The following is a 12,838-nucleotide window of genomic DNA, read 5'->3' on the forward strand; positions in this document are numbered from 1 at the left end:
CGACGACTCGTGCCGCATGCAACGCATTTCGCCCCTGAACATCGTGGACCTGCTGCTCGATGCGGTGTGCATCGTCGAACCGGACAGCACCATCGTGTTCGTCAGCCCCGCCTTCGAGCGCATCTTCGGCTATACGCCGCAGGAGGTGACAGGCAAGCGCATGCTCGACATGGTGCATCCCGACGACCTGCCGGCCACCCGCGCGCAGGCCGACAGCATCACCGAGGGCGCGCTGCAGCTCCACTTCGAGAACCGCTACATCCGCAAGGACGGGCGCATCGCGCACATTCGCTGGACCGCGCGCTGGGTCGCCGACTACAGCATGCGCCTGGCCGTGGCGCACGACATCACCGAACGCAAGTCGACCGAGGCGCTGCAGGCGGCGCTCTACGGCATTTCGGAGGCGGCCCACACCGAGCAGACGCTGGAGTCGCTGTGCAGCCGCATCCACCAGATCATCGGCGAACTGCTGCCTGCCACCAATTTTTCCGTGGCGCTGTACGACGCGTCGTCGCAGACGCTGCGCTTTCCCTACCATGCCGATGAGCACCATGCCGCACCGCCCTGCCTGCTGCTGGCCGAGGCGCCGCTGCACGCCGAGGTGATCCGCACCGGCTGCACGCTCCTGCGCGCACCCTACGCCCCCATCACGCCGGCATCAGGTGGACTGGAGCAGTCCGCGCTCGCACCGCAGCCCCATTCGTGGCTGGGCGTTCCGCTGCAGACACCGAAGGGCGTTCTCGGCCTGCTGGTGCTGCTCGGCTACTCCGAACAGTCCCGCTACACCGACAAGGACCAGGCGCTGCTGCAGTTCGTGTCCACCCAGGTGGCAGCCGCCGTCGAGCGCAAGCAGACGCTGGAACGCCTGCAGCACATGGCCCAGTACGACCATCTGACCCAGCTCCCCAATCGCCAGCTGTTCCTGGACCGGCTCGAGACCGCCCTGGCGCAGGCCCGGCGCGCGCGCAGACGGCTGTCGCTGTTGTTCATCGACCTGGATCGCTTCAAGGACGTGAACGACACCCTCGGCCATGCGGTCGGCGATCTGCTGCTGCAGCGCGTGGCGGGGCGCCTGCTCGACTGCGTCCGCACATCGGACACGGTCGCCCGGCTGGGCGGGGACGAATTCGTGGTGCTGATCGAAGGCTGCCACTCGGCCGACCATGCCACGGGAACGGCCAACAGGATCCTGGCCGCCTTCGGCGAGGCGTTCGACCTGGACGGCCACCACCTGCACGTGTTGCCCAGCATCGGCGTGGCGTTCTACCCCGATCACGGCGACGACGCCCACAGCCTGCTGGTGCACGCCGATGGGGCGATGTACCGCGCGAAGAAGGCCGGTGGCAATCGGATCGGCGTGGCGTCCATGGCATGAGCGACACGTCGCCAGGCCAGCGGCGTTCGTGCAAAGGGATGGACCGCGCCGTGCGAGATCGTAGATCGCCGCTGCGGCGGCGCTTCAGTGCGCCGCGCCGCGCTTTTCCGATTCCCCATTCGCGGTTCCCCATTCCCGACGCTTCACCAACAACATCGCCACCGCGGCCGCCAGCATCAGCGCGCCGGCCAGGCGAATCACGTTGCGCGGGTCGCCCTGCAGCAGGCGGTCGTAGTACAGCGGCAGGGTCACGATCTGGATCAGCATCGGCAGCACGATGAACAGGTTGAACAGGCCCATGTACACGCCGGTGCGCTCGGGCGGGATGCTGTTGGCCAGCATCAGGTAGGGATTGCCCATCATGCTGGCCCAGGCCAGGCCGATGCCGAGCATCGGCAGCAGCAGCAGCCAGCGATCGTGGATCGACGGCAGCACGCACATGCCGATGCCGGCGGCGACCAGGCAGGCGGCGTGGGTGGCCTTGGGGCCGAACCGCCGCGCCACCGGCACCATCGCGAACGCGGCCAGAAAGGCGACGAAGTTGTAGAAGCCGCCGATCTGCCCGTTGACCAGGCCGGCCTCGCGGAAGCCATGCGAATCGGCCGCGGTGGTGCCGAACAGCGTGGTCGACAGCGACAGCACGATGTACTGCCAGTAGCAGAACATCGCATACCACTGGAACAGCATCACCGGCGCCATCTGCCGCATCGTCGGCGGCATCTGCCGCACCGCGTCGACGATCTCGCGCAACGTCGCCAGCGGCCCGGACGCGGCGCTGCGCAAGCGCTGCAGCTCCGCCGCCGGCAGCATCGGCTCGCGCACGCTGCGCGCGGTGAGCAGGATCGAGGCGGCGGAGAAGCCCGCACCAATCGCGAACGCGGCGATGGTGACGTAGGGAATGTGGTGGGCGTTGGCCGCGTCCTGGTTCATGCCCAGCCACACCAGCAGTGGCGGAGTGACGTAGGCCAGGGTCTGGCCGAGGCCGGTGAACGCGCTCTGGGTCAGGTAGCCCAGCGGCCGCTGCGGCGGCGCCAGCACGTCGCTGACCAGCGCGCGGTACGGCTCCATCGCCACATTGTTGGCCGCATCCAGCATCCACAGCAGCGCCACCGCCATCCACAGCGCCACGCTGAAGGGCATGGTCAGCAGGCACAGACTGCACACCAGCGCGCCCACCACCATGTACGGCATGCGTCGGCCCCAGCGGGTGACGGTGCGGTCGCTGAGCACGCCGACCACCGGTTGCAGCACCAGCCCGGTGATGGGGCCGGCCAACCACAGGTAGGGCAGGTTGGCGTGGTCGGCGCCCAGGTAGTTGTAGATCGGGCTCATGTTGCTCTGCTGCAGCCCGAAGCTGTACTGCACGCCGAAGAAACCGGCGTTGAGCGCCAGCACGCGCGAGAGCGGAAGCAGGGGACGATCGGAACGCATGAGCATCGGCATCGGCCTGGGCGGGTCGGGCACGCGGGAGGCGTGCCGCAGCGGCGGAGCGGAGTGTCGCCGCGCCTGCAATCGTTTGTAACGCTGCGCCGCACCATGCAGAATGCCTCGATCTCTCAGCGATAAGATTGGCGTAAGCGCCATTGGTGGATTTGCTGCACTGCAAATTGCAATCGATTGCGGACGGCCGTATCTGTACGCCGCCGCACCCACCGACCGCGCCGCGCCCTGCCCGTTCCGGCAGCGACGCGCCGCCACCCACTGCACCACTCGCTTCGGGAGAGACAGCGATGCATCACCCTTCGATCCGCCTGCAGACCCTGGCCCTGGCCGTCGCCGCGGCGCTGTCCGCACCGGCTGCGCTCGCGCAACAGGCCACGCCTGCCGCTGCCGACGCCCCGGCGGCGCAGGGCGACGTGGTCAGCCTGGACTCGGTCTTCGTCACCGGCACCGCCACGCCCAAGAGCAAGCTCAAGTCCAGCGTCTCGGTGAGCACGGTCGGCGCCGAGGCGATCGAACAGTCGGCGCCGCGCAGCACCGCCGAGATCTTCCGCAACATCCCCGGCATCCGCTCCGAATCCAGCGGCGGCGAAGGCAACGCCAACATCGCCGTGCGCGGCCTGCCGGTCGCCTCCGGCGGCGCCAAGTTCCTGCAGTTGCAGGAAGACGGGCTGCCGGTGCTGGAGTTCGGCGACATCGCCTTCGGCAATGCCGACATCTTCCTGCGCGCCGATTACAGCCTTGAGCGCATCGAGGCGATCCGCGGCGGTTCGGCCTCCACCTTCGCCAGCAACTCGCCCGGCGGCATCATCAACTTCATCAGCAAGACCGGCGACACCGCCGGCGGCAGCGTCGGCCTCACCCGCGGCCTGGGCGGCTACGACAACACCCGCCTGGACTTCGACTACGGCGCACCGTTCGCCGAGCACTGGCAGTTCAACGTCGGCGGCTTCTACCGCCGCGGCGACGGCGTGCGCGACGCCGGCTACACCACCGACAAGGGCGGCCAGCTCAAGGCCAACCTGACCCGGCTGTTCGACAACGGCTACGTGCGCGTCTACGCCAAGTACCTCAACGACCGCGCCGCCGGCTACCTGCCGGTGCCGACCCGGGTCAGCGGCCGCGACGGGTCGCCGCACTTCGGCAGCATCGACGGTTTCGATCCCGGCACCGGCACGCTGTACAGCCCGTACTTCCGCAGCAGCGCCACCCTCGATGGCGGCAACAAACCCTCGCGGGTGGAACTGAGCGACGGCATGCACCCGCTGTCGCGCGCGTTTGGCGCCGAGGCGCAGTTCGACATCGGCGGCGGCTGGACCCTGACCGACAAGTTCCGCATCGCCGATACCTCCGGCCGCTTCGTTTCGCCGTTCCCGGCGCAAGTCGCCGATGCCGGCGCGCTGGCGGCGAGCATCGGCGGCACCGGTGCCGGCCTGCGCTACGTCGACGGCCCGAACGCAGGCCAGGCCTACACCGGGCTGGCGCTGCGTACGCATCTGTTCAACGTGCACCTCAACGACCTGGGCAACGCGGTCAACGACCTCAGCCTGGCGCGCGACTTCGGCAGCGGCGACGGCGGCAACCTCAACCTCAAGGCCGGCTGGTACACCTCGCGGCAGACCATCGACGTGGACTGGACCTGGAACTCCTACGTGCAGTCGCTGGGCCACCGCCCGCGGCTGCTGGACGTGGTCGCCGCCGACGGCAGCATGCGCTCGCAGGACGGCCTGTACGCCTACGGCGTGCCGTACTGGGGGCTGGACAACACCCGCCACTACGACGTGCGTTACGACATCAACGCGCCGTACCTGGCGCTGAGCTGGGACCAGGGCCCGCTGAGCGTGGACGGCAGCCTGCGCTACGACATGGGCCGCGCGCGCGGCAACACCGCCGGCGGCATGCTGGTCAGCAATGTCGACGTGAACGGCGACGGCGTGATCGAGGCGCCGGAGCAACGCGTGGCGACCATCGACTACGCCAACCCCAAGCCGGTGCGCTACGACTGGAACTACCTGTCGTATTCGTTCGGCGGCAACTACATGCTCAACGACGACCTGGCCGCATTCGCGCGCTACAGCCGCGGCGCCCGCGCCAACGCCGACCGCCTGCTGTTCGGCGTGGTCCGCGACGACGGCTCGGTGTCCTCCAACGAAGCGGTGAACGTGGTCAAGCAGCTCGAGGGCGGCCTGAAGTGGCGCAGCGGCGGGCTGAGCCTGTTCGCCACTGCCTTCGCCGCGCGCACCCAGGAGCAGAACTATGAAGCCACCACCCAGCGCTTCTTCGACCGCACCTACAAGGCGCACGGCCTGGAACTCGAAGCCGCATACCGCACCGGCGGCTTCACCCTCAACGGCGGCCTGACCTGGACCGACGCCACCATCGACAAGGACCAGATCACCCCGGCCAACGCCGGCAACACCCCGCGTCGGCAGGCGCGCTTCGTCTGGCAGCTGACGCCGAGCTACCGCGGCGAGCGCTACCAGGTCGGGGTCAACGCGATCGGCACCAGTTCGGCCTACACCCAGGACAGCAACCAGCTGAAGATGCCCGGCTACACCCAGGTCAACCTGTTCGGCGACTACCGCATCACCGATGCGCTGACCGTCTCGCTCAACGTCAACAACCTGTTCAACACCTTCGGCCTGACCGAAGCGGAGGAAGCGTCGATCGCCGACGCGGCTTCCGGCGTGATCCGCGCGCGCTCGATCCCGGGCCGCACTTCCAGCATCAGCCTGCGCTACGACTTCTGACGAGGACCGCACATCCGCGCCCCACCGGGGGCGCGGCCAAGCAACCCATGACCGCACCCGCTCCTTCCGCACTGTCCGCGCTCGCCCACACCCTGTGGCAGGCGCATCTGCAACCGGACGCCGCCGACGCGTTGCTGCCGCGCCTGCAGCACCACGGCGAACGCTTACTGGCGCAGTTGCATGCGCTGTACGGCACGCATCCGGCCTTCGCGCAATGGCTGCCGCAGTGGCTGACGCAACTGGCGGCCACCGCCAATGCGCGGCCGTCGGCGCTGCGCCAGCTCGACGCCGAGCGCGCGCCCGACTGGTTCGCCACCCCGTCGATGCTCGGCTACAGCGCCTATGTCGACCGCTTCGCCGGCACCTTGCATGGCGTCGGCGAACGCGTGCCCTACCTGCAGGAACTGGGCGTGCGCTACCTGCACCTGCTGCCGTTCCTGCGCGCCCGCGCCGGCGACAACGACGGCGGCTTCGCGGTCAGCGACTATGGCCAGGTCGAGCCAAGGCTGGGCGACACCGCCGACCTGGCGGCATTGACCGCACGCCTGCGTGCGGCCGGGATCAGCCTGTGCGCCGACTTCGTGCTCAACCACACCGCCGACGACCATCCCTGGGCGCTGGCGGCCAAGCGTGGCGATGCGCGGCATCTGGACTATTACCACCACTTCCGCGACCGCGACGCGCCGGATGCCTACGAGCGCACCCTGGGCCAGGTGTTCCCGCACACCGCGCCGGGCAACTTCACCTGGGTGGAGGACGCCGACGCCTGGCTGTGGACCACGTTCTATCCCTACCAATGGGATCTGGACTGGAGCAATCCGGCGGTGTTCGGCGAGATGGCGCTGGCGCTGCTGCGTCTGGCCAACCTGGGGGTGGAGGTGTTCCGCCTGGATTCCACCGCCTACCTGTGGAAGCGTCCCGGCACCGATTGCATGAACCAGCCGGAGGCGCACACGATCCTGCAAGCGCTGCGCGCACTCACCGACATCCTGGCCCCAGCGGTGCTGCTGAAGGCCGAGGCGATCGTGCCGATGGCACAGTTGCCGCCGTATTTCGGCGAAGGCGCCGCGCGCGGCCACGAATGCCACCTCGCCTACCACAGCACGCTGATGGCGGCCGGCTGGGTGGCCCTGGCCGAGCAGCGCGGCGACATCGTGCAGGCGGCGATCGCGCAGACGCCGGCGCTGCCGCCAGCCTGTGGCTGGCTCAGCTATGTGCGCTGCCACGACGATATCGGCTGGAACGTGCTGCAGCGCGAGGCCGCCGGTGGCGATGCCGTCGCCCCGTTCGCGCTGGCGCGCATCGCCCAGTTCTACGCCGGCGACACAGCGGACAGCTACGCGCGCGGCGAAGCCTTCCAGAGCAGCGGCGATGGCGTGCACGGCAGCAACGGCATGAGCGCGGCACTGACCGGCATCACGGCAGCGCTGGCCACCGATGATGCCGATGCGCTGGAACTGGGCGTGCGCCGCCTGGTGTTGCTGTACGCGGTGGCGCTGGCGATGCCGGGCATCCCACTGCTGTACATGGGCGACGAACTGGCCCTGGGCAACGACGAGGCCTACCGCGACGACCCGCTGCGCCAGCACGAAGGCCGTTGGCTGCACCGCCCGGTCATGGACTGGGCACGCGCGGCGCAACGCCACGACACCGACAGCCTGCCCGGCCAGGTCTACACCCGCCTGCGCGGGTTGATCGCCGCGCGTGCCGCCACTGCGGCACTGGCCGCCGACCAGCCGTTGCGTGCCGTGCCGCTGGGCGATCCCGCCCTGCTCGGGCTGGCGCGCGGCGAGGCGTTCGTGGCGGTGTACAACTTCAGTGCGGAGCCGGTTGCGGTGGAGGTCGCCGATGCGCTTGGAGCAGGCGACTGGCACGCCATCGCCGATGGCGGCAACGATCCGGCAACGCTAATGCATTGGGATGGCATCCTGCCCGCGTACGGCCTGCGTTGGTGGCGGCGCGACTGAGCCGGAAACGGCCGTGGTCGCTGCACGCGCCACTGCTGCCATCTGCGCACGATCCTGAGTGCCCGCAGTCGGGACTGAAGTCCCTCCCACAGGCGCACTACCCGGCTGTCACGCGGCGGCACATGTCCGCACCGTAAAAGCGACTTCAGCCGCGACGGGCGTTCCCGGTGACGCCCGTCGCGGCTGAAGCCGTTCCTACGGAGGACAAAGCACGCCGATGCCGGCGGCGCGATCCACTTGCAGCCGTCCTCTCCGGCGAGCTTACAAAAGGCGGGTCCGGCGGGGCGCTACAAAAGCGGTGACCACATGTGCGCTTCGACCACTGCACCAGTTCCTCACCAAGAAGCGACGCCCTCTCTCATCGAGATGGCGTTCGCCTTGTCATCATCGTTCTCAGGACCTGCTCACTTCCCGCGCAGCAACCCCAACAACGCCTCGGCCGCCGCCTCGGACGAGGCCGGGTTCTGCCCGGTGACCAGGCGGCCGTCCTCGACCACGTGCACGCCCCAATCGGCGACCTTGCTGTACTGGCCGCCCTGGCGCTGCAGTTCGTCCTCGACCAGGAACGGCACCACGTCGGTCAGGCCGACCGCGGCTTCCTCGCTGTTGGTGAAGCCGGTGACGCGACGGCCCTTCACCAGCGGCGAGCCATCGGCCGCGGTCACCCGGCGCAGCACGCCCGGCGCATGGCAGACGAAGCCGATCGGCTTGTCGGCGCGTGCGAACGCTTCGATCAGGGCGATGGAGTCGCGGTCCTCGGCCAGGTCCCAGAGCGGGCCGTGGCCGCCCGGGTAGAACAGCGCGTCGTAGTCGTCCACGCGCACCGATGCCAGAGGATGCGTGCTCGCCAGTTGCTGCTGCGCCGCCGGGTCGCCCTTGAAGCGCCGGGTGGCTTCGGTCTGCGCGTCCGGCGCATCGCTCTTCGGGTCCAGCGGCGGTTGCCCGCCCTTGGGCGAAGCCAGGGTCAGTTCGGCACCGGCATCCTTGAACGTGTAGTACGGCGCGGCAAATTCTTCCAGCCAGAAGCCGGTCTTGTGGCCGGTGTCGCCGAGGCGGTCGTGCGACGTCAGCACCATCAGGATCTTCATGGGGGTCTCCTCGTGAGGGAAAGCGGCCATGCGGAGCAGGCCGGGCGCCGCAGTATCGGCAGCCGCACATTCGCAGCGGGTGAGCATCGCGCACTGCGGTTCAGCTCACGCGCACGATCCTGCAAGGCGGCCGAAGCCAGTCGCTACGGTGGCAACCCAGCCGCTGCGGTGGGTCGCCCATTTTGTAAGAAAGCGGATAGCTGCCAGTTGAGCAGCCTGCGAACCACATGCAGGCGGCCTCCAGACACCAGACGACGTCGCCGGTGTCCTGGGTCAGTCCATGCGTGTCCGGGCTACGCTGCATGCAGTGCGCGCTCTGTTCGACGTGAAATGGAACTTCAGGCCGAACAGCGGCGTGCCCTGAAATCCGCGACTGTCCACACCCCTGCGCAATGGGCGTGCATACCGATGAGGCGGGCGGCGCAATGCCGATGCCCCCCGTACGCACGCGATCAGGCATCGAGCCCGACGTACTTCAGCCAGACACCAGACCACTCCGGCAACTCCATGCCCGGTATCGACCATGCCACTACTTCTTCACGACGGCGGTTTCCGGGAGACTCTGGACGACGTCACCCTTGTCGTCAATAAAATCCAACGATGCCTTTCCGGCAGGCGTGACGGACATGATGATCCTGGGATTTCCTGAATCGTCCGCGAGAATCACCGCAGACGATTTTCCGCGAGTACGCCCGACAAAGAGCCTCTGTGTCTGCTCACCACCCGCGTCCTTCCACTGCTTCAACAGCGCATCCTTCTCCGGCCCATTCGGGGCCGCCAGATACTTTTCATACAGCCCTTCGTACTGCTTGGAAAGTCCGCGATCGAATACGGAAAGGCCGGTTTCCATGAAGCCGCCCTCCTCGTAGTGATGCAGGGCGATTTGCTGATCTCCGCCGAACCGATCCATCGAAAGATGCACGCCGCCACTGGGCTTTCCATCTTGACCGAGACTGCCGTCATAGATGAGCCCACCGACCTCGTCGCCCACGCCGTTATAGAACAGCATTCCGGGCATATTGCTTCTCTCGGTTTTCATGACCTTCCCGCCCATCACCGGATCGGGCAGCAAACCGCGGGCTGCCAACACCATGGACCTGGACCCGTCCTCGTTGACGATATTGATGCGATTGACATCGATCTCGGAAAATACCTGCTTGCTGCCAGCGCCTCGGGCCCCCATCAGCATGAGCGTCAAAGGAAGGGCGAGCGCCACAGCCGAAAAAATCTTCAAAATTCGATTTTGCCTGCGCAACTGCGCGATGACGCCAGCCGCTCCCACGTCCCCACCCCTACCTTCCGTCGTCGACACGCGAGCCTCCTTATTGGCGATAAATGCGCGACCCAGCATAGGCACTTGATTCTTCTCCCTGCAAGCAAGACGGACATGAGCGAACCATCTTTCTTGCCAGAGAAATGCCTCGGACTTCTTTTCGTTTCTTCAAAAAACCAAACGGCCGACAGCCCGCACTACAAGTTTGCGATAGCCACAGGAACACTGCAGTCGCATTAGACGCTTTGGATCGTCCACGCGACTGGTCGCTGCGAATGCCGCCGACCTCCCGCAGCGGCAGCTACTTCCTTCTGGAGCCCCCTACTCCACCTGATCCATGCGAATCCGGTTGGCGAACAGCGAGAACGCCAGCATCCCGGCCAGGCCGCTGGCGCGCGCGACCCAGGTCGGCAACCAGCGCGGCGGCGCCAGCACGCCGGACTCGAACAGCGGCGCGAACGCGGCCACGTCCTCCAACGCCATCTTGCCGGCGAACAACCAGCGGCACAGCGGCAGCCGGTCGCGCTGCAGCGCCTGGCGGAAGAAGGTGTGCACCGACACCAGCCCGCGCAGGTACACGGTGTCCTTGGTGAATGCGGCGCCGCCGGTGGTCGGCACGCCGCGGAACACGCGCTGCGCCGAGGAGAAACTCTCCGCAGGCGATTGCCCGGCCGCATCGAAGTAGCGGAACACCTCGATGAAGTCGGCGCCGTCGCGGGCCAGCGCGATCGCCTCGATGCGCAGACTGATCCGCTTCATGCGCTCGATGTCGATGCTGCCGGTGATCTGCTCGGCGAAGGTCGCCAGGCCTTCCTGGGTGGCGGTGGTGCGCGGCGAGGACAGCGCCAGGCTCGGCAGCTGCGCCTGTTGCCGGCCGTTGAGCGCGGTCAGCGAATGCACCAGCGCCTCGTGGTGGAACAGTTGCGCGCGGTCGTAGTCGCTGAAGTGCGCGCCGGAGCGCAGGCGGATGCGCTGCGCGCCGGCGGCGGCCTTGGCCAGCAGGTCCGGATCCAGTTCCACCGTGATCACCCGCGTGCCGAAGAATTCGTCCAGATCGCGCTGCAACAGCAGGCGCAACGCGGTGGCCGACACCGGCACCTGCTCCTCGGCCGAGAACAACTCGCGGTCCAGTTCCTGGGCGATGCGGATGAAATGGCCGGCGGCCTCGCGGGTGGTGGGACCGTGGCCAGGCATCGGGTCGTCCGGCACGCCGAACAACTGCGCCGAATACGTGCCCACCGCCGGCGTGCCGAGCACTTCGAGCAGGGCGGCGGCCAGATCCCAGCTGTGCACCGAGGCCTGCAGGTAGGCGCCGAGCGGATGTGCCGGATCGGCGGCCTCGGCGATCGCCCCGAGCTCGCGGCGGGTGTCGGCGAAATCCAGCCTGGGGTAGTCCACCTGCGGCAGTTGCGGCTGGCCGCGCGCCACGCTCTCCAGGAACGGCGCCTGCAGCGCCACCGGCCAACTGGCCAGGGCCAGCAGGCGGATGCCGCGCACCGCCTTGACCAGCCGCGCGTCGAGCGCGGCATGGTGGCGGATCTCGACCGGCAGCACGCGCTTGGCCACGGCCGACGTCAGCGGCGCAGGGTGCGCGGTGGCGGACGCTTGCCGCCCGGTTTGCCACCGCTGGGCTTGCCGCCGCGGCCGGCGGCCGCGTTCTGCGCTTGGCGCTGCGCCAGCTTGCCGGCGGCGCCGGCGACCTCGTCGCGCAGCTTCAGGTAATTGGCCAAGCGCGCCTCCTCGATCTCGCCGCGCTCGATCGCCGCCTGCACCGCACAGCCCGGTTCGGCCTGGTGCGCGCAGTCGTTGAAGCGGCACTGCACGGCCAGCGCCTCGATGTCGGCGAAGCCGCCCTCGGCCAGGTCTTCCTCGCCAGTGGGCTTGAGTTCGCGCATGCCCGGCGTGTCGATCAGGCAGGCGCCGGATGGCAGCGGCAGCAGCGCGCGATGGGTGGTGGTGTGGCGGCCGCGCGAGTCGGTGGCGCGCACCGCCGCGGTGCGCATCTTCTGCACGCCGAGCAAGGTATTGGTCAGGGTGGACTTGCCGGCACCGGACGAGCCGACCAGCACTGCGGTCTGCCCCGGCCCCAGCCACGGCCGCAGCGCGTCGACACTGTCGGCCTGACGGGCGTTGACCGTGAGCAGCGGAATCGCCTGCGCCGCCAGTTCCTCCAGCACCGCCAGCGCATCGTCGGCGTACTCGGTGAGGTCGGCCTTGGTCAGCACCACCACCGGCGCCGCACCGCCGCCGCCCACCAGCAGCAGATAGCGCTCGATCCGACGCGGATTGAAGTCCGCATCCAGGCCGCAGACGATGAACACCGTATCGATGTTGGCCGCGATCACCTGCTGGTGGTAGTGCTCGCCGGCGGCGCCGCGCTTGATCGCGGTGCGCCGCGGCAGCAAGGCGACGATGCGCGTGTCCTCCAGCAACACCCAGTCGCCGACCGCGGCGCGCTCGTGGCTGGGAAAGCGCGGCCGCTGCCAGTCCGGCAGCGATTCGACCTTGAATCCGGTGTCCACCGCATCGGCGACCACATAGCCGGTGCGGTGCTGCTCCACCACCCGCGCCGGCCGCGCCTGCGGATGCGCGTCGAACAGCGCGCGCCAGGCCGGCTCCTCGGGCAATCCGGGCCAGGGCCAGCCGATGGGGCGCAACGCGTCGAAGTCGATCGGGGAGGAGGTCATGCGCGGATTCTAGAGGGTGTGCCGCGCCCAAAGGTGAGCGCAGGGCGGTCACTGGGACACGCGCAGGGCGGCGCCTTGCGTGGTTGGCCAGCGCCGCAGGCGGCGCCCCGGGAGTCGCCAGCAGCGGCGCATGACCCGCGCGACACGTGTGTGGCCGCCACACGGGCCAGCCATCGCGCCACGCCCGTCGCAGCGCCAAGCTTGGCGGCCGGGCGCCGTAGACGACCCGCCACCACGGCGCCCCACCGCCCCGCCGCG

General features: G+C 68.6%; 8 protein-coding genes. 3 read left to right on the forward strand and 5 right to left on the reverse strand.

Going from position 1 to position 12,838, the window contains the following annotated elements:
• Window positions 1–16 precede the first annotated feature (16 nt).
• Window positions 17–1,375 (forward strand): diguanylate cyclase, encoded by a 1,359-nt coding sequence (locus tag SLW55_RS08855; RefSeq protein ID WP_320744965.1) that lies wholly within the window; start codon window positions 17–19, stop codon window positions 1,373–1,375.
• Window positions 1,376–1,459: 84 nt separating this feature from the next.
• Here the strand turns inward: SLW55_RS08855 and SLW55_RS08860 are convergent, their stop codons facing one another.
• Window positions 1,460–2,806 carry an MFS transporter gene (locus SLW55_RS08860; protein ID WP_267099761.1) on the reverse strand — a complete coding sequence of 449 codons (1,347 nt, stop codon included), beginning with the start codon at window positions 2,804–2,806 and terminating at the stop codon, window positions 1,460–1,462.
• Between the two features lie 299 nt (window positions 2,807–3,105).
• Here SLW55_RS08860 and SLW55_RS08865 point away from each other — a divergent pair, with 299 nt between their 5' ends.
• Both SLW55_RS08865 and SLW55_RS08870 read left to right on the forward strand, forming a co-directional pair.
• Entirely contained in the window at window positions 3,106–5,565 is a 2,460-nt protein-coding gene (locus SLW55_RS08865) for a TonB-dependent receptor (protein WP_320744966.1), read from the forward strand.
• Window positions 5,566–5,612: 47 nt separating this feature from the next.
• Window positions 5,613–7,532 carry an alpha-amylase family glycosyl hydrolase gene (locus tag SLW55_RS08870; RefSeq protein WP_320744967.1) on the forward strand — a complete coding sequence of 640 codons (1,920 nt, stop codon included), beginning with the start codon at window positions 5,613–5,615 and terminating at the stop codon, window positions 7,530–7,532.
• Window positions 7,533–7,936: 404 nt separating this feature from the next.
• Here the strand turns inward: SLW55_RS08870 and SLW55_RS08875 are convergent, their stop codons facing one another.
• The 4 genes from SLW55_RS08875 to rsgA form a co-directional block, all read right to left on the reverse strand.
• Complete coding sequence (locus SLW55_RS08875) at window positions 7,937–8,620, reverse strand: type 1 glutamine amidotransferase domain-containing protein (protein ID WP_267114176.1); 684 nt, start codon at window positions 8,618–8,620, stop codon at window positions 7,937–7,939.
• 529 nt (window positions 8,621–9,149) lie between these two features.
• Window positions 9,150–9,932 (reverse strand): hypothetical protein, encoded by a 783-nt coding sequence (locus tag SLW55_RS08880; protein WP_267114177.1) that lies wholly within the window; start codon window positions 9,930–9,932, stop codon window positions 9,150–9,152.
• Window positions 9,933–10,214: 282 nt separating this feature from the next.
• A complete protein-coding gene (locus SLW55_RS08885) occupies window positions 10,215–11,459 on the reverse strand; it encodes a flavohemoglobin expression-modulating QEGLA motif protein (protein WP_320744968.1) in 1,245 nt (414 codons plus the stop codon).
• An 8-nt stretch (window positions 11,460–11,467) separates the two neighbouring features.
• Complete coding sequence (gene rsgA, locus SLW55_RS08890) at window positions 11,468–12,580, reverse strand: ribosome small subunit-dependent GTPase A (RefSeq protein WP_320740263.1); 1,113 nt, start codon at window positions 12,578–12,580, stop codon at window positions 11,468–11,470.
• Window positions 12,581–12,838 lie beyond the last annotated feature (258 nt).

This window comes from Xanthomonas sp. LF06-19, assembly GCF_034105425.1.
Classification (GTDB): Bacteria; Pseudomonadota; Gammaproteobacteria; order Xanthomonadales; family Xanthomonadaceae; genus Xanthomonas_A; species Xanthomonas_A sontii.